Consider the following 19,303-nt stretch of genomic DNA (forward strand, 5'->3'; position numbering starts at 1 on the left):
GCCGGGGCGAAGCTTCCGTATGCCCAGTCGGGGCGCTCGCAAGGCGCAGTAGGCTTCGGCGCTAGAGCCGGAGCCCCTGTACCCATGGGGACACACCAGCCCGAGGAGCGCCCCGAATGAGCCTGACCCTGAGGACGATCAGTCGCGAGCAGCATCTGGCGTACATCCAGAGCCTGCCAGCGGCGAGCCACATGCAGGTCCCGGCCTGGGCCGACGTCAAGGCGGAGTGGCGCTCCGAGAGCCTCGGATGGTTCGACGACCGCACCGGTGAATTGGTCGGTGCGGGGCTCGTCCTCTATCGGCAACTGCCCAAAATCAAGCGCTACTTGGCCTATCTGCCCGAGGGCCCGGTCATCAACTGGTTCACGCCGAACCTCACCGAGTGGCTGGAACCGATGCTCGCGCACCTCAAGCAGCAGGGTGCCTTCTCCGTGAAGATGGGCCCGCCGGTGATCATCCGGCGCTGGGAGGCCGGCTCCATCAAGCAGGGCATCCAGAATCCGGACGTGAAGCGCCTGCGCGACATCGAGGCCGACTTCATCGAACCGCGCGCTTTCGAAGTCGCCGACAAGCTCCGCCGCATGGGCTGGCAGCAGGGGGAGGACGGGGGCGCCGGCTTCGGTGACGTACAGCCCCGATACGTCTTTCAGGTGCCGCTGGCCAACCGCTCCCTGGAAGACGTCCACAAGAACTTCAACCAGCTCTGGCGCCGCAACATCAAGAAGGCCGAGAAGGCCGGCGTCGAGGTCGTCCAGGGCGGCTACCACGACCTCGAGGAATGGCAGCGGCTGTACGAGATCACCGCTGTGCGCGACCACTTCCGGCCCCGCCCGCTGTCGTACTTCCAGCGCATGTGGACGGCCCTCAACACCGAAGACCCCAACCGCATGCGGCTGTACTTCGCGCGCCACAACGGTGTGAACCTGTCGGCCGCGACCATGCTGATCGTCGGTGGGCACGTCTGGTACTCCTACGGCGCTTCCGACAACATCGGCCGCGAGGTCCGGCCCTCGAACGCGATGCAGTGGACGATGCTGCGCGACGCTTATGCGCTCGGCGCCACCGTCTACGACCTGCGCGGTATCTCCGACTCGCTGGACGAGACCGATCACCTCTTCGGCCTGATCCAGTTCAAGGTGGGCACGGGCGGGCAGGCCGCCGAATACCTCGGTGAGTGGGACTTCCCGCTCAACAAGCTGCTCCACAAGGCGCTCGACATCTACATGTCCCGCCGCTGACACACCACAATTTGCTTTCACATCTCTGATACACCGCAGCCACGAGAAAGGTTCCAGGTCCGGCCATGGCGCTCACGCTCTACGTCGACACCGCGCGCTGGCGGGCGCACCACAAGCACGTGCAGGAGCAGTTCCCGGGCCTCGTCCCGGTCTGCAAGGGCAACGGCTACGGCTTCGGACACGAACGGCTCGCCGAGGAGGCCACCCGGCTGGGCTCGGAGGTCCTCGCCGTGGGCACGACGTACGAGGCCGCGCGCATCAAGGACTGGTTCGGCGGCGACCTGCTGGTGCTCACGCCGTACCGGCGCGGTGAGGAGCCGGTACCGCTGCCGGACCGGGTCATCCGCTCGGTGTCGTCGGTGGACGGCGTGTACGGCCTCGTGGGCGCCCGGGTGGTCATCGAGGTGATGTCCTCGATGAAGCGGCACGGCGTCAACGAGCAGGACCTGCCGCAGCTGCACGCCGCCATCGAGAACGTCCGCCTGGAGGGCTTCGCCATCCATCTGCCGCTGGACCGCACCGACGGCTCGGACGCCGTCGAGGAAGTCATCGGCTGGATGGACCGGCTGCGCGCGGCCCGTCTGCCGCTGCACACGATGTTCGTCAGCCACCTCAAGGCCGAGGAACTCGCCCGCCTCCAGCAGCAGTTCCCGCAGACACGCTTCCGCGCCCGCATCGGCACCCGGCTGTGGCTGGGCGACCACGAGGCCACCGAGTACCGCGGCGCGGTCCTGGACGTCACCCGCGTCTCCAAGGGCGACCGCTTCGGCTACCGGCAGCAGAAGGCGGCCTCGGACGGCTACCTCGTGGTCGTGGCGGGCGGTACGTCGCACGGAGTGGGCCTGGAAGCCCCGAAGGCGCTGCACGGCGTCATGCCCCGCGCCAAGGGCGTCGCCCGCGCCGGCCTCGCCACCGTCAACCGGAACCTCTCGCCGTTCGTCTGGGGCGGCAAGCAGCGCTGGTTCGCCGAGCCGCCGCACATGCAGGTCTCCATCCTCTTCGTGCCCGCGGACGCCCCGGAGCCGACGGTCGGCGACGAGCTGGTGGCCCATCTGCGGCACACCACCACACAGTTCGACCGGCTCGTCGATCGCTGAGCAGCGGCGCCGCAGCAGAAAAGGCCGTACACGGAAACACCGTGTACGGCCTTTTGCGTAGCCCGCGTCCGCTCTGTTCGCTCAGAGCGAACGCCCCTCTGGCGGCCCCGGGTGTGCGCTGCCCCACTCCACCTGAGCTCCTTCGAACTGAGCCGCGTGCCGCGGCGGATGGGCGGCAGCGCCGAGCACGAAGACGTCCTCAGCACCGTCGAGTACCCCTCCCGAGGGGTCGTCGTCGCCCGCCCTGCGCACCATGTCCCGCTCCGGCATGAGGATGTCGCGCACGATCACCACGCACAGGTACAGCGTGCCCAGCAGGTGCACGGCGATGGCCCAGTGGTAGCCGTCGGTCGGAAGGCCCTTGTGGGCGTCTCCGCTGGTCGTGTAGGCGAGGTACAGCCAGATGCCCAGGAAGTACGCCACCTCGCAGGCCTGCCAGATCAGGAAGTCCCGCCACTTCGGCCGGGCCAGCGCGGCCAGCGGGATCAGCCACAGGACGTACTGCGGGGAGTAGACCTTGTTGGTGAGGATGAAAGCCGCGACGATCAGGAAGGCGAGTTGGGCGAAGCGCGGACGGCGCGGTGCGGTCAGCGTGAGCGCCGCAATGCCCGCGCAGCACACCAGCATCAGCAGTGTGGCGAGCGTGTTGACGGTGTCGGTGCTGAGCGGGTTGGACGAGTTCTGGGCCATGATCAGCCAGAAGGAGCCGAAGTCGACGCCCCGCTCCTGGCTGAACTCGTAGAACTTCGACCAGCCTTCGAAGGCGAACAGCATCACCGGCAGGTTCACGACCAGCCAGGCGACGACCGCCCCTCCCAGCGCCGTGCCGAACTCCCGCCATTTGCCCGCGCGCCAGCAGAGCACAAGCAGCGGCCCGAGCAGCAGGAAGGGATAGAGCTTGGCGGCCGTGGCAAGCCCCAGGAGGACACCGAAGGCGAGCGAGCGGCCCCGCGACCACATCAGCATCGCCGCGGCCGTCAGAGCGACCGCCAGCAGGTCCCAGTTGATGGTGGCGGTCAGCGCGAAGGCGGGCGCCAGAGCGACCAGCAGACCGTCCCAGGGCCGCCGGGCATGCGTACGGGTCACACAGACGGCGATGACGACGGCGCACACCATCAGCAGCCCGGAGTTGACCATCCAGTACCACTGCTCCTGGTCCTGGATGCTGCCGCTGCCGGGCGTGAGCCAGGCAGCCACCTCCATGAACACTCCGGTCAGCACCGGGTACTCGAGGTACTGCATATCGCCGGAGAGCTTGTCGAAGTACGGCACAAGCCCGTCGGCGAACCCGCGCCCCTGATAGAGGTGCGGGATGTCCGAGTAGCACGCGTGCGTGTACTGCGAGCTGGCGCCGAAGAACCAGGCGCCGTTGTAGCAGGGCGCCTTCTGGACCAGGCCGAGGGCGAACATACCGATCGCCACTAGCGCGACGACCCGCACGGGGGTCCACCAGGACGTCCCGAGCAGGGCGCGCCGGCCGATGGGCCCGCCGATCAGCTCACTGCCGGTGGCCGCGACCTCATCGGTCTTGGTCGGCGGTACCGGGGCCGGCTCGTGCACGCTCGCTTGCGTCGATTCTGCGCTGGGCATAGGGCACATCCTGCCGTACCGACCTAGGAATACGCCGAGGGCCGCCGCACCTCGTGGGTGCGGCGGCCCTCGTTTCACGTGAAACATCCGGGTGTTTCACGTGAAACACTCACACCGGACGATCCGGCGGCTAACCGGTTGAGCCTCCCAAGAAGCCTCCGTTGCCATTGCCGTTGTTTCCGCCCTCGTCGCCCGTATCTGTAGGCGTCGGTGAGGCCGTCACACCTCCGTCCGCACCTCCGGCGTCCGCACCACCCGTCTCGGTGCCGCCGTCCTCACAGCCGAAGAAGCCACAGTTCTCGCTCTCCGTGGGCGTAGGCGACGGAGAGGGCTGACTGGGCGTCGGAGTCGGCGTCGGGCTCTCCTCCTGCGTTTCCGTGATGGTGGGAGTGGGGGTCGGCGTTGGCTCGTTGATGACCTTTCCAATGGGCTTGGGCGTCGGGAAGTCCATCGCAGGCTCGCCCTTCAGCGCCGCATCCATGTAGTCGTGCCAGATCTCGGCCGGGAACGAGGCGCCGTGGATCGAATCCTGGTCACCTGTGCCGTACATCTCCAGGAACGTACGGTTCTTCTTGGTCTCATCGTCGTCGTACCGGAACATGGTGATCGACGTGGACAGCTGCGGGGTGTAGCCGACGAACCAGGCGGACTTGTTGCCGTCGGTGGTACCGGTCTTGCCGGCCACATCGCGCCCGGTCAGCTGGGCGTTGGTACCCGTTCCGTCATCGACGACCGTCTTCAGGACGTCCGTGACGTTGTCGGCGACGTCCTCGGTGAACGCCTCCTTGGTCTTGGTCTCGTGCGTGAAGATCGTGCCGTCCTTGCTCGTGACCTTCTCCACGGAGAACGGTTCACGCTGCTTGCCGCTGGCCGCGAACGTTGCGTACGCACCCGCCATACGGATCGCGCTGGGGTCGGAGGTGCCGATGGAGAACGTCGGGTAGTTGGTGCCGGCCAGGCTGTCCTCCTTGAGGCCGGCGTTCATGGAGGCCTCCTTCACCTTGTCCAGGCCGACGTCCATGCCGAGCTGCACAAAGGCGGAGTTCACCGACTCCCGCATCGCCTCACGGAGATCGATCTGGTAGTCGGGCGGAGTGCCGTACGACTTGTCGCCGTCATTGACCTGCAGCCACTCCTTGCCCTTCTCGTTCTGCCAGACCTCTCCGGTGTAATCCTTGATCTTCAGCTTGTTCTTGCCGCTGAACAGGCTCTTCGGGGACACCTGGGTCCGCTCGTCCTGCGCCTGGGTCGGACCCAGCTCCGGGTCCCGTACCCCCCACGTCATCGCCGCCGCGAGCACGAACGGCTTGAACGTCGAACCGACCTGGGCGCCGGTGACATCGGCGTTGTTGGTGAAGTGCTTGGTCGCGTCCTCACCACCGTAGATGGCCTTGATCGCGCCGGTCTTCGGGCTGATGGAGGCACCGCCGAACTGGACGTGGGTGTCCGTCTTCGGGCGCTTCTTGGGGTCGATGTTGGCCTTCTGGACCTTCTTGACCGAGTCCTCGAGCTCCTTGACCTTCTTCTTGTCGAAGGTCGTGTAGATCGAGTAGCCGCCCTTCTGCAGGTCGTCCTCAGTGATCTTCGTGTTGTTGACCAGATACGCTTTGGCCAGGTCGACGAGATAACCGACCTGGCCGCTCAGCGCGGCGTTCGAGCGCGGACTCTGGGTCTTGGGAAGCTCGGTGTACTTGGCCCGCGTCGCGGCATCCAGATGGCCGTACTCGACCATCTTGTCCAGGGTGTCCTGCATCTGGATCTTTGCGCGCCGCTTGTTCGCGTCGGCACTGGCCCCGACCGGGTCGATGGAGGGCGAACCCGCCGGGTCGTAGTACGTGGCGCCCTTGAGCGTCGCCGCCAGGAAGGCACACTCGCCCTCGTTCAGGTCGACGGCGTCCTTGTTGAAGTACGCGCGCGCGGCCGCCTGGATGCCGTAGGCCCCGCGGCCGTAGTAGGCGGAATTCAGGTAGCCGGCCATGATCTCGTCCTTGGAGAGCTTCGCTCCCACCTTGACCGAGACGAAGATCTCCTGGAACTTCCGGGAGACGGTCTGCGACTGATCGTTGAGCATCGCGTTCTTGACGTACTGCTGGGTGATCGTGGAGCCACCCTGCGTCTCGCCGCCCCGGGCCATGTTGAACACGGCACGGCCGATGCCCTTCAGGTCGATGCCGTTGTCGGTGTAGAAGGTCTTGTTCTCCTGGGAGATGACCGCGTACTGCATCGCCTTGGGGATCTGCGAGAGGTTGACGATCTGACGGTTCGTCTCACCACCCGTGGAGACCATCTCGGTGCCGTCGGCCCAGTAGAAGACGTTGTTCTGCGCCTCGGCAGTCTTCTGGATGTCGGGGATGCCCACCATCGCGTAGCCGATGCCCGCCACGGCCACCAAGCTGCCGAAGAAGCCGATGCACAGGCCGGAGACGAGCTTCCAGGAGGGCACCCAGCGGCGCCACCCGTACTTGCCGGCCCGGGGGTAGTCGACGAGCCTCTTCCGGCCCGGAGGAGCCGATCGCCCTCTTCCTCGTCCAGGACCATTCGGACCGCCTGGGCCGGCGCCTCGGGCGCTCCGGCCAGGGTCGGCCGCTCTGCGGCGGCCGCCTGCGCTTCTCTGGGCCGCACGCCGGGCCTCGGCGCGGCCGCCGTACGGCCGCTCCTCGGCTCCCGACCCGGAACCCGACCCGTACGAGTCGGAAGGCGACCCGGTTGCGCCTCGCGGTGCCGCGCGGCGGCCGGTGGGCAAGCCGGACTGGCCGCGTCGGGCCGCGGCACGTCCGCCTCCCTGCGGCTGCGGCGGTTTGCGACGGTGCTCGCTCATCGAACGACTACTCCTAGGGCAGGCGCACCGTGGCGCGCCTGGAAACGGCGGCAGGTTTCCGGTCCCCCCGAAGTACGGATGTGGTCGGTCCTGCATTCACCCGTACTGCACCAGGGACGAGGACGTCCCCAGGCGTCACTCGGTTCCCGGTGGTCTGCATGCCGCACAGACTACGCACCGTCAAAACCCACCTAGCACCGAAGTTCACCCCAAAACAGGCAACTTACTTCCTACGAATCGGTGATGTGATCCCGTTCACCGTCCTCCCTCTTGTCGCATCCGGAAGGCCGTTCTATCGTCGTGATGTATCGAGTCGATACATCAGCACGACATAAGGGCCGTCAAGGCGCCCGTCGCACGGGCCGCGGCAGAGAGGAGGCGACGATGAGCCGGCGTTCCGGGATCCTCGAGTTCGCCGTACTCGGCCTGCTCCGCGAATCCCCGATGCACGGCTACGAGCTGCGCAAACGACTCAATACGTCACTGGGTGTGTTCCGTGCGTTCAGCTACGGGACGCTCTACCCCTGCCTCAAGACGCTGGTCGCCAACGGCTGGTTGATCGAAGAGCCGGGGAACACCACCGAGGACGCCCTCGCCGCGCCCCTCACCGGCCGCCGCGCCAAGATCGTCTACCGGCTGACGGCGGAAGGTAAGGAGCACTTCGAGGAACTGCTCTCGCAGACCGGGCCCGATGTGTACGAGGACGAGCACTTCGCCGCTCGCTTCGCCTTCTTCGGGCAGACGTCGCGCGACGTACGCATGCGCGTACTAGAGGGGCGACGCAGCCGGCTGGAGGAGCGCCTGGAGAAGATGCGCGCCTCTCTGGCGCGCACCCGGGAGCGCCTCGACGACTACACACTCGAGCTCCAGCGCCACGGGATGGAGTCCGTGGAGCGCGAAGTGCGCTGGCTGAACGAGCTCATCGAAAGTGAGCGGGCGGGCCGGGACCTGAAGGGTCCCGCCCACGGAGAAGTCGCTCGCGACACCACAGAGGGAGCGCCGGGCGTCCTGCCCCGGCCCGGGGACACCCCCGGGCCGGATACGCCCGGCGACACCACCACGTGAGACCCCTGCCAGGGCCTCACTCGTACACACAGGGAGCAACCGGAATGGGTTCGGTTCGCGTAGCCGTCGTCGGCGTGGGCAACTGCGCCGCGTCGCTGGTGCAGGGAGTCGAGTACTACAAGGACGCCGATCCGGCGTCGAAGGTGCCCGGCCTCATGCACGTGCAGTTCGGCGAGTACCACGTCCGTGACGTGGAGTTCGTCGCCGCGTTCGATGTCGATGCGAAGAAGGTCGGCCTCGACCTCGCGGACGCCATCGGCGCCTCCGAGAACAACACCATCAAGATCTGCGACGTGCCGAACACCGGCGTGACCGTCCAGCGCGGCCACACCCTCGACGGCCTCGGCAAGTACTACCGCGAGACCATCGAGGAGTCCGCCGAGACGCCGGTCGACGTCGTCCAGATCCTCAAGGACAAGCAGGTCGACGTCCTCGTCTGCTACCTGCCCGTCGGTTCCGAGGACGCGGCGAAGTTCTACGCCCAGTGCGCCATCGACGCCAAGGTCGCCTTCGTCAACGCCCTCCCGGTCTTCATCGCCGGCACCAAGGAATGGGCGGACAAGTTCACCGAGGCGGGCGTGCCGATCGTCGGCGACGACATCAAGTCGCAGGTCGGTGCCACCATCACGCACCGCGTCATGGCGAAGCTGTTCGAGGACCGCGGCGTCGTCCTGGACCGCACGATGCAGCTGAACGTCGGCGGCAACATGGACTTCAAGAACATGCTCGAGCGCGAGCGCCTGGAGTCCAAGAAGATCTCCAAGACGCAGGCCGTCACCTCCCAGATCCGCGACCGCGACATGGGCGCGGACAACGTCCACATCGGCCCGTCCGACTACGTCGCCTGGCTGGACGACCGCAAGTGGGCGTACGTCCGCCTGGAGGGCCGCGCCTTCGGTGACGTCCCGCTGAACCTGGAGTACAAGCTCGAGGTCTGGGACTCCCCGAACTCGGCCGGCGTCATCATCGACGCCCTGCGCGCCGCGAAGATCGCCAAGGACCGCGGCATCGGTGGCCCGATCCTGTCGGCGTCGAGCTACTTCATGAAGTCCCCGCCGGTCCAGTACTTCGACGACGAGGCCCGGGAGAACGTGGAGAAGTTCATCCAGGGTGAGGTCGAGCGCTAAAGACCCAGGTCTTGCTCGATGGTGAGGGTCCCCGAGGCATTCCGCCCGGGGACCCTCCCCGTATGTGAGGCTGTGCCCCATGGCCGTCGTCCGTGACCTGCGCGTCCTCCTGCGCTTCCAGGGCTTCCGGCGTCTGCTCGCCGTACGCCTGCTGTCCCAGGGAGCCGACGGCATCTACCAGGTCGCACTCGCCTCCTACGTCGTCTTCTCGCCCGAGAAACAGACGTCGGCCGCCGCGATCGCCTCCGCGATGGCGGTCCTGCTCCTGCCGTACTCCCTGGTCGGCCCCTTCGCCGGCGTCCTGCTGGACCGCTGGCGCCGCCGTCAGGTCCTCCTGTACTGCAGCCTGCTGCGCGCCCTGCTGGCGTCGGCGACCGCCGCCCTGATCGTCAGCGACGTCCCGGACTGGCTCTTCTACGTCTCCGCCCTGTGCGTCACCGCTGTCAACCGCTTCGTCCTGGCGGGCCTGTCCGCCGCGCTGCCCCGCGTGGTCGACGCCGACCGGCTGGTGATCGCCAACTCCCTGTCCCCGACCGCCGGAACGCTCGCCGCGACCGTCGGCGGCGGCCTCGCCTTTCTCGTACGCCTGCTGGGCGCCGACTCCGACGCGGCCGTGGTGCTGCTGGGCGCCGTGCTGTATCTGTGCGCCGGGCTGGCTTCGCTGAGCATGGCCCGGGACCTGCTGGGTCCCGACCGGGAACTGGTCCAGCCCCGCCTCACCGCCGCACTCTCCGGCACCGCACGCGACCTGGCAGCAGGTGTACGCCATCTCGCCGCGCCGCAGCGCCGGGAGGCGACGTGGGCGCTCTGCGCGATGACGATGATGCGGTTCTGCTACGGCGCCCTGACGGTCATGCTGCTGATGCTCTGCCGGTACGCCTTCACGTCCACCTCGGAGGACGGACTCGCCCTGCTGGGACTGGCGTTGGCCATTTCCGGTGCCGGCTTCTTCGCGGCGGCGGTGCTGACGCCCTGGGCGGCGGGACGACTCGGACCCGGCCGCTGGATCGTCGTGTGTGCCGCGGCGGCCGCGGTCCTGGAACTCGTCCTGGGCCTGCCGTTCGCCACGGCTCCCATGCTGGTCGCGGCATTCGTCCTGGGCCTCACCACGCAGGGGGCGAAGATCGCCACGGACACGATCGTGCAGTCCTTGGTCGACGACGGCTTCCGCGGTCGCGTCTTCTCCGCCTACGACGTCCTGTTCAACGCCGCCTTCGTCGGCGCCGCAGCGGTGGCCGCCGTGATGCTGCCGCCGGACGGTCGGTCGGTGCCGCTGGTGGTCACAGTGGCCGTTATCTACGCGGCAGTTGCCGCCACTTTGGCCCGATTTGAACGCCAGTAAGTGTCACATCAGTGCCACAGAGTCACTCCCGGATACGGAATTGTCAGCGGAGGCCGATAACTTACGTGCGTCTTATTTCGACGCCATGTCCGCGTCACGCATCCTTTTTCAGGGGGGACCCCAGTGACAACTCCGCCGCCCCAGGGCCAGAACCCATTCGCGCAGGGCCAGAACCCTTACGGCCAGCCGCAGGGCCAGGCTCCGTACCCGCCCCAGGGCGGCTATCCGCAGCAGGGCGCCTCGCCCTATGCGCCGGTCCCACCGCAGCCGTCCGGCCGCAAGCTCAGCTTCAAGACGATCAAGAACATCGTGATCGGTGTGGTGGTCATCGGTGTGGTCATCGGCGGCATCCTCGCCAGCCGGGATGACGCCAACACCGCCGCGGTGGGCGACTGCATGCACCGCGGCAGCACCAGCGACAGCAACCCGGACCTCGAGGTCGTCGAGTGCGGCTCTGCGGACGCCGAGTACGTGGTGCTGGCCAAGATCGAAGGCTCGTACACCACTGACGCCGTGGCCAGCTCAAAGTGCGAGGCCAAGGCCAAGGACTTCCAGTACGTGTACACCGAGAGCGGCGATGGCAGTGACTTCCTGCTCTGCCTGAAGGACTACGCCAAGTAGGGCAGACATCGAGAGGGGCGATGTTTCACGTGAAACATCGCCCCTCTCGTGCGTCCTGAACGGGGGCATGTTTCACGTGAAACATGCCCCCGTTCCACATCCTCAGCCCTGCTCGGCCCACCACTCCTTGAGTGCCGCCACCGCTGCGTCATTGTCCATCGGCCCGTTCTCCAGCCGAAGCTCCAGCATGTGCTTGTACGCACGCCCGACGACCGGCCCCGGTCCAACCCCGAGGATCTCCATGATCTGGTTGCCGTCGAGGTCGGGGCGGATCGAGTCCAGCTCCTCCTGCTCCTGGAGTTGAGCGATGCGGTCCTCCAGTCCGTCGTACGCCCGCGCCAGGGCCGCCGCCCTGCGCTTGTTGCGGGTCGTGCAGTCCGAGCGGGTCAGCTTGTGCAGGCGGTCGAGGAGGGGGCCGGCATCACGGACGTAGCGGCGGACCGCGGAGTCGGTCCACTCTCCGGTGCCGTAGCCGTGGAAGCGGAGGTGGAGTTCGACCAGACGGGAGACGTCCTTCACGAGCTCGTTGGAGTACTTCAGCTCCGTCATCCGCTTCTTGGTCATCTTCGCGCCGACCACTTCGTGGTGGTGGAAGGAGACCCGGCCATCGCTCTCGAAGCGACGGGTGCGGGGCTTACCGATGTCATGCAGCAGCGCGGCGAGGCGGAGCGTGAGGTCCGGGCCGTCGTCCTCGAGCGCCATCGCCTGTTCCAGAACGATCAGCGTGTGGTCGTAGACATCCTTGTGCCGGTGGTGCTCGTCGCGTTCCAGACGGAGTGCCGGAAGCTCGGGCAGTACGTGGTCGGCGAGTCCGGTGTCGACCAGCAGCGTCAGCCCCTTGCGCGGGTGCGCGGAAAGGATCAGCTTGTTCAGCTCGTCCCGGACCCGCTCGGCCGAGACGATCTCAATGCGCCCGGCCATCTCGTTCATCGCCGTGACGACCTCGGGAGCCACCTCGAAGTCGAGCTGTGCGGCGAAGCGCGCGGCCCGCATCATCCGCAGCGGATCGTCCGAGAAGGACTCCTCTGGGGTGCCCGGAGTACGCAGCACACGCTCCGCGAGGTCCTTGAGACCACCGTGCGGGTCGATGAACTCCTTCTCCGGAAGCGCGACCGCCATCGCGTTCACCGTGAAGTCGCGCCGGACGAGGTCCTCCTCGATGGAGTCGCCGTACGACACCTCGGGCTTGCGTGAGGTCCGGTCGTACGCCTCGGACCGGTAGGTGGTCACCTCGATCTGAAAGCGTCGATCAGTGTCTCCGACGCGGGCGTCCTTCTGGACCCCGACGGTCCCGAAGGCGATCCCGACCTCCCACACGGCGTCCGCCCACGGGCGCACGATCTTCAGTACTTCCTCGGGGCGGGCATCAGTCGTGAAGTCGAGGTCGTTGCCGAGCCGGCCGAGCAACGCGTCCCTGACCGATCCGCCGACCAGAGCGAGTGAGAACCCGGCTTCCTGGAAGCGGCGGGCGAGGTCGTCGGCGACAGGAGCGATCCGCAGCAGTTCACTGACCGCGCGGTGCTGCACCTGGCTCAGGGCACTGAGGTTGTCTTCGTTGGCGTTCGGCACAACAGAAGAGGGTACGTGGCCCGGGCGACCCCCAGCGCCCTTATTAAAGGGGGGAAGACATCACACCCCAAAGCGGACGGGCACCTCGCCTCCCTGATACGCGCACAAGATCCGTCCTTGCGGCGAGCGGAGACACTCCTCCTTTATACGGGCACATACGGGACAGCCCGGCGCCGTCCACCGATCTTGTGGAGCGGTCCGCGGCACTTCCTCTCAGCGCGCATCGTTACCATGCGTGGGCGGACATTCCGACGACCACTGACGACGACGAGGGACGGACGAGCGCGTGGCCGAGGCGGCAGAATTCCAGGGGACCAGTCCCTCACCTGCCCGCCGGTGGCTGCGGCGCACGGCAGCATTGCTCGCCGGGGCGCCCCTGCTGACCGGGCTGCTCCAGCTGCCCGCCGCCACGCCGGCGGACGCCGCCGGACAGACCTCCCTGAAGGCCGCCTCCGGCTCGAGCACGGTGGCCGTCGCCGTCGACTCGCTCACCCCCGTCGCCCCCGTCGAGGGCGACACCCTGACCGTCTCCGGCACGGTGACCAACAACGGCAAGCAGGACGTCACCGGCGCCGAAGTCGACCTGCGCCTGGGCCCCCGGCTGACCACTCGCTCCGCCATCGACAGCGCCGCCCAGCGCACCGGCTACCAGGAGGGCGCCGACGGCTCACCGGTCGGCGGGGAGTCCGTCGAGGAGTTCTCGAAGCTCACGCCGGGCGTCTCCGAGCGCTTCAGCATCTCCGTCCCGGTCGACGAGCTGGATCTCGGCGCGGACGGGGTCTACCAGTTCGCCGTCTCACTCTCCGGCGAGACGTCCGCGCAACCATGGGATCAGGTACTCGGCATCCAGCGGACCTTCCTGCCCTGGCAGTCCGGCGAGGCCGACACCAGGACGAAGACGACCGTCCTGTGGCCACTCGTCTCCACGGTCCACATGACGGCGGAGACGGGATCGAACGAGCAGCAGACTCCGGTCTTCCTCAATGACGACCTCGCCAAGGAGATCTCCCCGGGCGGCCGGCTGAACCAGCTCCTGGCCCTGGGCAAGAACCTCGACGTCACCTGGGTGATCGACCCGGACCTGCTGGCATCGGTCGATGCGATGACGCGTGGCTACCGGGTGAAGAACGAGGACGGCACCACCACGGCCGGCGCCCATCAGGCGGTTGCGAAGAAGTGGCTCGCCTCGCTTCAGGAGGCGGTCGTCGACAAGGAGGTCGTCGCTCTTCCCTTCGCCGACCCGGACCTGGCCTCCATCGCCCACAACGGCACCAGCGTCACCGGCTCGCTGAGCCATCTCAAGGAAGCCACCGACGTCGCCGCCAACACGGTCGAGACGATCCTCCACGTGGAACCGATCACGGACTTCGCCTGGCCCGTGAACGGCGCCGTCGACCCGTCGATCGTCAAGGTCGCCACTTCGGCCGGAGCGGACAAGGTGATCGCCCGCAGCGACAGCCTGGAGGAGACGGGCGGACTGCCGTACACGCCCTCGGCAGCGCGCCCGATCGGCGGGGGCATCACCGCGGTGGTCGCGGACACCCGGCTGTCGATGGCCTTCCAGGGCGATCTGACGAAGGCGTCGGCCTCCACGCTCGCCGTGCAGAAGTTCCTCGCCCAGAGCCTCACGATGAACCTCCAGACGGACAAGCAGCGCAGCGTCGTCGTCGCCCCCCAGCGCATGCCGACGGCCCGGCAGGCCCGGGCGATGGCCGAGGCGGTGACGGCGCTCCAGGGCGGCGCCTGGTCCGAGTCCCAGGAGCTCACGGCCGCCGCGGCAGCCGAGCCGGACGAGGGCGCCACCACGGACGTGCCGTCGAGTTCCGCGTACCCCTCGTCGCTGCGCAAGCAGGAGCTGCCCCGGTCGGCCTTCCAGCAGATCGCGACGACGCAGGACAAGCTCAACAACTTCAAGGTGATCCTCAGCGACCAGTCCCGTGTCGTGACCCCCTTCGGGCGGGCCATGAACCGCGAGATGTCCACCTCCTGGCGCGGCCGGGCCGAGGAGGCGGCAAGCTTCCGCGAAGACGTGGAGAAATATCTCGACAACCTCGCCGGCCAGGTCACGCTGATCGACAAGTCCGAGACCAAGCTCTCCGGACGCAGCGCCACCATCCCCGTCACCGTGCAGAACAATCTGGTGCAGGGCGTCGACCACCTGGTGCTGCGGCTCACGTCGACAAGCCCGAACCGGCTCGAGATCGGCGGAGATTCCTACGAGGAGCAGCCCGTCACGGTCTCCGGCGGCCACAGCCAGACGGTGAAGTTCACCACCTCGGCCAAGGCCAACGGCCGCGCGACGGTGATCGCCCAGCTCTACACGGAGGACGGCCAGCCGTACGGCCGGCTGGTCACCTTCGACGTGAAGGTCACCGAGTTCACGGCCACGGTCATGCTGGTCATCGGCGGCGGTGTCCTGCTGCTCGTCCTGGCCGGCTTCCGCATGTACACCCAGCGCAAGCGCGCCGCCGCCCGCGAGGCCGATGGAGACGGCCCCGACGAGGCGAGTGAAGGCGACGACACCCCGCAGAACCCCGACGGGCCCGAAGACCGTCTCAAGGAGGAGTCCGGCACCCGGACCCGGGCAGGCGACCCGGAGCAGCCGAGTGACCCGGCACCGGACACCCCAGCGGAAAGCGCAGACCCGTCCGGCACGGGTGAGAGAGTGGACCGTTGAGGATGTCGTGGCCGGTGGGCCCGGGACGATGAGGTGGGGTAACCATGAACGCGCCGCACGACGGTGACCGCGGCCAGGCCGCGGGCAACTCGGGGCACCCCGAGGGCCCGCCGCCCGAGCACGGCCAGGTGCCGCCGCAGCCCCCCGCGGACATGTACCTCCAGGACGCCTACGACCAGGATCCCTACCGGGCGCAGGACCTCTCGGCCCAGGACCCGGTCGCCGAGGCGCTCTACGACCGCGCCGCGCACCCTCCGCCGCCCCCCGGCACCTACCCGCCGCCGCAACAGCTCTACGCCCAGCCGCCACAGTCCCCGTACGCCCCCGACCCGCGCGTCTGGGCCCAGACCCCACCCCCCGAGCCGGACGGCCCGACCCAGTACCTGCCATACGGCGACGATCCCCGCACCACCCAGTACGTCGGCGTCGACGACCTCGTCACCCACTCCTCCGAGGAGCGCCACGAGCCGGACGCCTTCGCGCATCTCTTCCGGGACCAGCAGCAGGGCAGCGGCCATCCGCAGTACGAGCAGGCGTCGGTACCCGGCCAGTACCCGGCGCAGGGACAGTACGGCCAGTACCCCCCGGCGACCCCGCCGCCCGCGCCTGAAGCCCCCGCTCCAGCGCCAGCCCCGGCGGCGGCCAAGAAAGCCGGCCGGGCGGGCGGTCTGCTGAAGTCGAGCGCCGTGATGGCGGCGGGCACGATGGTCTCCCGCCTCACCGGCTTCATCCGCTCCGCGCTGATCGTGTCGGCGCTGGGCCTGGGCCTGCTGGGCGAGTCCTTCCAGGTGGCGTACCAGCTGCCGACGATGATCTACATTCTGACCGTCGGCGGCGGCCTCAACTCCGTGTTCGTCCCGCAACTGGTCCGTGCCATGAAGGACGACGAGGACGGCGGCGAGGCGTACGCCAACAGACTGCTGACCCTGGTCATGGTGATCCTCGGTGCCCTCACCGCGCTCGCCATGTTCGCCGCCCCACTCCTGGTCCGGGCACTGTCGACACCCCTGGCCAACAATCCTGCGGCAAACGACACCGCCGTCACCTTCACCCGGTTCTTCCTGCCCTCGATCTTCTTCATGGGCATCCATGTGGTGATGGGGCAGATCCTCAACGCCCGGGGACGGTTCGGCGCGATGATGTGGACGCCGGTCCTGAACAACATCGTCATCATCGCGAGTCTCGGCGCGTTCCTGTGGGTGTACGGCACCGCTGAACACTCCGGCATGCAGGTCACGAACATCCCGCCGGAGGGCGTTCGGCTGCTGGGCCTCGGCGTCCTCCTCGGTCTCGTCGTCCAAGCCATCGCGATGATCCCGTATTTGCGTGAGACCGGGTTCAAGCTGCGGCTCCGCTTTGACTGGAAGGGCCACGGTCTCGGCAAGGCCGCGATGCTCGCGAAGTGGACGATCTTCTTCGTCCTCGCCAACCAGGCGGGCGCTCTCGTCGTGACGCAGCTCGCCACCGCGGCCATCACCGACTCCGGTGTCCCCGGCACCGGCTTCAGCGCCTACGCCAACGCCCAGCTCATCTGGGGCCTCCCGCAGGCCATCATCACCGTTTCCCTGATGGCTGCCCTGCTGCCCCGTATCTCCCGCTCGGCGGCCGAGGACGACACAGGTGCCATCCGTGACGACATCTCGCAGGGTCTGCGTACGACGGCGGTGGCGATCGTGCCCCTCGCTTTCGGATTCCTCTCGCTCGGCATCCCGATGTGCACGCTGATGTTCGGCTCCTCCGGCACGAGCGAAGCAACGAACATGGGCTACATGCTGATGGCGTTCGGCCTCGGCCTGATTCCCTACTCGATTCAGTACGTCGTCCTGCGCGCCTTCTATGCCTACGAGGACACCCGCACCCCGTTCTACAACACGGTCATCGTGGCTGCGGGCAACGCGGGAGCCTCAGCGCTCTGCTACGTCCTGCTCCCGGCCCGCTGGGCCGTGGTCGGTATGGCAGCCTCGTACGGCCTGGCCTACGCGATCGGCGTCGGCGTCGCCTGGAACCGGCTGCGCAAGAAGCTGGGCGGGGACCTCGACGGGACTCGCGTGATGCGGACGTACGCCAGACTGTGCATCGCCTCGGTGCCCGCGGCGCTGCTCAGCGGCGCGGCCTGCTACGGCATCAGCCGCTCGCTCGGCCAGGGCGTCATCGGCTCCTTCGCCGCGCTCCTCGCCGGCGGAGCCGTACTGCTGGGCATCTTCTACGTGGCTGCCCGCCGCATGCGCATCGAGGAGCTCAACTCGCTCGTCGGCATGGTCCGCGGGCGTCTGGGGCGCTAGAGCTGGGGTACGCGCACAACCATCGGCCCCCACCGTGTGTCGTGCATAGCGGCGGACTGTGGGCACAATTGGTTTCGGCGTCGGACGGCGCGCACGGCAGTCGAACGGCGCGTAATGGATGGGGAGGCAGGAACGACGGTGGCGGAACGGAGCACGGCTGCCGTCGACGTGGCAGACAACAGCGGCGACGAGCCGCTGACCGCACAGGCGGACCAGTCCACGGCCGACGGGGTGGCCCAGAATCGGGAGCTGGACACGGACATCGACGAGGCACAGGGGAGCGGCGGGACCGAGCGTCCCGGAAAAGCCTCACCACCCGAACTGCACAGCGGCCACAAACTCGCCAGACGCTACCGACTCGAGGAATGCGTCACCCGTCTGGACGGATTCAGCAGCTGGCGCGCGGTGGACGAGAAGCTCCGTCGCGCGGTCGGCGTCCATATCCTGCCCGCGGACCACACCCGGGCGCGTTCCGTCCTGGCAGCGGCCCGCTCCTCCGCCCTGCTCGGCGACCCCCGGTTCGTCCAGGTCCTCGACGCCGTCGAGGAGAACGACCTCGTCTACGTCGTCCACGAGTGGCTGCCCGACGCCGTCGAGCTGACCGCGCTCCTCGCCCCCGGGCCGCTGGAGCCGCACGACGCCTACCAGATGGTCAGCCAGGTGGCCGCCGCGATGGCCGCAGCCCACCGCGAGGGCCTCGCCCATCTGCGCCTGAACCCCAACGCCGTCCTGCGCACCTCGTCCGGTCAGTGGCGTATCCGCGGCCTCGCCGTGAACGCCGCGCTGCGCGGCATCAGTTCCGACACTCCCCAGCGCACCGACACGGAGTCCATCGGCGCCCTGCTGTACGCGGCGCTCACCCAGCGCTGGCCGTACGAGAGCGACGCCTACGGCCTGTCCGGGCTGCCCAAGGACGTGGGTCTGATCGCCCCCGACCAGGTGCGCGCCGGCGTACACCGCGGTCTGTCCGAGCTCGCCATGCGCGCACTCGCCAACGACGGCGCGACCGCCTCCCGCCACGAGTCCCCGTGCACCACGCCGGAGGAGCTGGTGAAGGCGATCGGCGAGATGCCCCGCATCCGCCCGCCGGAGCCGGCGTTCACGGCCCCGCCCGAGTATCAGCGCACGACCTACCAGCAGGGCACGTACGGCCGTCAGGCGCCGCGCCCCGGAGCCACCCAGCCGGTACAGGCGCCGCCGCCTCCGCTGCAGAGCCGCACCGGCAAGGCGCTGAAGTGGGCTGTCTCGGCCCTCCTGATCGCGGCCCTGGGCCTGGGCAGCTGGCAGCTCGCCGATGCGCTCATGGACCAGGGCAACAAGTCCGAGGACACCAACCAGACGCAGACGGAAGAAAACGAGAAGAACGGCGACAAGAACAAACCCGTCAAGCCGCTCCCTATCGAGGGTGCCCAGGAGTACGTGGCCGAGGGCGACGCCCAGCATCCCGGCGACGTGGACCTGACGTACGACAGCAGCACCACGACGGGATGGCGGACCAACAGCTACAACGACGGCCCGAAAATAGTGATCAAGCCCGGTGTCGGCATCGTCTACGACCTCGGCTCCGCCCAGGAGGTGTCGACCGCGACGCTCTCCCTCCGCTACGGCGGCCCTCACACCACCGCCAAGCTGTACGCGACCGAATCGCTGGATTCGTCCACACCGCTGAGCTCGATGAAGGAGCTGGGCGAGGCAACCACGAGCGGCACCTCCGCAAAGGTGACGGTCGACAAGCCGGTGAAGAGTCGCTACGTGCTGGTCTGGCTGACAGCGATGCCGTATTCGGGAGAGGATTCCGCCAACTACAGCAGCGCCGGTTACAAGCAGGCCATCACCGACGTGAAGTTCACCGGCTGACAGCTCACCGCATTCCAGGG

12 protein-coding genes are annotated in these 19,303 nt (G+C 68.0%); 9 read left to right on the forward strand and 3 right to left on the reverse strand.

Going from position 1 to position 19,303, the window contains the following annotated elements; all coding sequences use genetic code 11:
- Nucleotides 1-116 precede the first annotated feature (116 nt).
- Nucleotides 117-1,238, forward strand: coding sequence for a peptidoglycan bridge formation glycyltransferase FemX (femX, locus tag ACTWQO_RS16245; protein ID WP_443238021.1), 1,122 nt, complete (start codon nt 117-119; stop codon nt 1,236-1,238).
- A gap of 65 nt (nt 1,239-1,303) precedes the next feature.
- On the forward strand, nt 1,304-2,335 hold the full coding sequence (locus tag ACTWQO_RS16250) for an alanine racemase (protein ID WP_362941465.1): 1,032 nt from the start codon (nt 1,304-1,306) through the stop codon (nt 2,333-2,335).
- Nucleotides 2,336-2,416: 81 nt separating this feature from the next.
- On the opposite strand, the gene ACTWQO_RS16255 is transcribed toward ACTWQO_RS16250, so the two are convergent.
- Together ACTWQO_RS16255 and ACTWQO_RS16260 are read right to left on the reverse strand one after the other, a co-directional pair.
- On the reverse strand, nt 2,417-3,934 hold the full coding sequence (locus ACTWQO_RS16255; protein WP_443238022.1) for a glycosyltransferase family 87 protein: 1,518 nt from the start codon (nt 3,932-3,934) through the stop codon (nt 2,417-2,419).
- A 121-nt stretch (nt 3,935-4,055) separates the two neighbouring features.
- Nucleotides 4,056-6,743 (reverse strand): transglycosylase domain-containing protein, encoded by a 2,688-nt coding sequence (locus tag ACTWQO_RS16260; RefSeq protein WP_443238023.1) that lies wholly within the window; start codon nt 6,741-6,743, stop codon nt 4,056-4,058.
- A gap of 384 nt (nt 6,744-7,127) precedes the next feature.
- Between ACTWQO_RS16260 and ACTWQO_RS16265 the strand changes: the two genes are divergently transcribed.
- The 4 genes from ACTWQO_RS16265 (at nt 7,128) to ACTWQO_RS16280 (ending at nt 10,898) form a co-directional block, all read left to right on the forward strand.
- The gene (locus tag ACTWQO_RS16265; RefSeq protein ID WP_443238024.1) at nt 7,128-7,808 is read left to right on the forward strand and encodes a helix-turn-helix transcriptional regulator; all 681 of its coding nucleotides are present in this window, start codon (nt 7,128-7,130) and stop codon (nt 7,806-7,808) included.
- A gap of 44 nt (nt 7,809-7,852) precedes the next feature.
- Entirely contained in the window at nt 7,853-8,935 is a 1,083-nt protein-coding gene (locus ACTWQO_RS16270; RefSeq protein WP_210573491.1) for an inositol-3-phosphate synthase, read from the forward strand.
- A gap of 79 nt (nt 8,936-9,014) precedes the next feature.
- On the forward strand, nt 9,015-10,277 hold the full coding sequence (locus ACTWQO_RS16275; protein WP_443238025.1) for an MFS transporter: 1,263 nt from the start codon (nt 9,015-9,017) through the stop codon (nt 10,275-10,277).
- A 123-nt stretch (nt 10,278-10,400) separates the two neighbouring features.
- Nucleotides 10,401-10,898, forward strand: a complete 498-nt coding sequence (locus tag ACTWQO_RS16280; RefSeq protein ID WP_443238026.1) for an LppU/SCO3897 family protein — start codon at nt 10,401-10,403, stop codon at nt 10,896-10,898.
- A 102-nt stretch (nt 10,899-11,000) separates the two neighbouring features.
- On the opposite strand, the gene ACTWQO_RS16285 is transcribed toward ACTWQO_RS16280, so the two are convergent.
- A complete protein-coding gene (locus tag ACTWQO_RS16285; RefSeq protein ID WP_443238027.1) occupies nt 11,001-12,467 on the reverse strand; it encodes a CCA tRNA nucleotidyltransferase in 1,467 nt (488 codons plus the stop codon).
- Between the two features lie 286 nt (nt 12,468-12,753).
- On the opposite strand from ACTWQO_RS16285, the gene ACTWQO_RS16290 reads away from it, so the two are divergent.
- From ACTWQO_RS16290 to ACTWQO_RS16300, 3 genes are all read left to right on the forward strand, one after another.
- A complete protein-coding gene (locus ACTWQO_RS16290) occupies nt 12,754-15,144 on the forward strand; it encodes a DUF6049 family protein (RefSeq protein ID WP_443238028.1) in 2,391 nt (796 codons plus the stop codon).
- A gap of 44 nt (nt 15,145-15,188) precedes the next feature.
- Nucleotides 15,189-17,426, forward strand: a complete 2,238-nt coding sequence (murJ, locus tag ACTWQO_RS16295; protein ID WP_443238029.1) for a murein biosynthesis integral membrane protein MurJ — start codon at nt 15,189-15,191, stop codon at nt 17,424-17,426.
- A gap of 138 nt (nt 17,427-17,564) precedes the next feature.
- Nucleotides 17,565-19,283: a protein kinase family protein gene (locus tag ACTWQO_RS16300; RefSeq protein ID WP_443238030.1), complete on the forward strand. Its 1,719-nt coding sequence runs from the start codon at nt 17,565-17,567 to the stop codon at nt 19,281-19,283.
- Nucleotides 19,284-19,303 lie beyond the last annotated feature (20 nt).

Origin of the sequence: Streptomyces sp. 4N124, from assembly GCF_052245395.1 — a bacterium.
Lineage (GTDB): Bacteria > Actinomycetota > Actinomycetes > Streptomycetales > Streptomycetaceae > Streptomyces.

Excerpts from the sequence above, each read along its gene's own strand:
- femX (WP_443238021.1), top strand. The coding sequence starts at position 117 with ATGAGCCTGACCCTGAGGACGATCAGTCGCGAGCAGCATCTGGCGTAC.
- ACTWQO_RS16250 (WP_362941465.1), top strand. The coding sequence starts at position 1,304 with ATGGCGCTCACGCTCTACGTCGACACCGCGCGCTGGCGGGCGCACCAC.
- ACTWQO_RS16255 (WP_443238022.1), bottom strand. The coding sequence starts at position 3,934 with ATGTGCCCTATGCCCAGCGCAGAATCGACGCAAGCGAGCGTGCACGAG.
- ACTWQO_RS16260 (WP_443238023.1), bottom strand. The coding sequence starts at position 6,743 with ATGAGCGAGCACCGTCGCAAACCGCCGCAGCCGCAGGGAGGCGGACGT.
- ACTWQO_RS16265 (WP_443238024.1), top strand. The coding sequence starts at position 7,128 with ATGAGCCGGCGTTCCGGGATCCTCGAGTTCGCCGTACTCGGCCTGCTC.
- ACTWQO_RS16270 (WP_210573491.1), top strand. The coding sequence starts at position 7,853 with ATGGGTTCGGTTCGCGTAGCCGTCGTCGGCGTGGGCAACTGCGCCGCG.
- ACTWQO_RS16275 (WP_443238025.1), top strand. The coding sequence starts at position 9,015 with ATGGCCGTCGTCCGTGACCTGCGCGTCCTCCTGCGCTTCCAGGGCTTC.
- murJ (WP_443238029.1), top strand. The coding sequence starts at position 15,189 with ATGAACGCGCCGCACGACGGTGACCGCGGCCAGGCCGCGGGCAACTCG.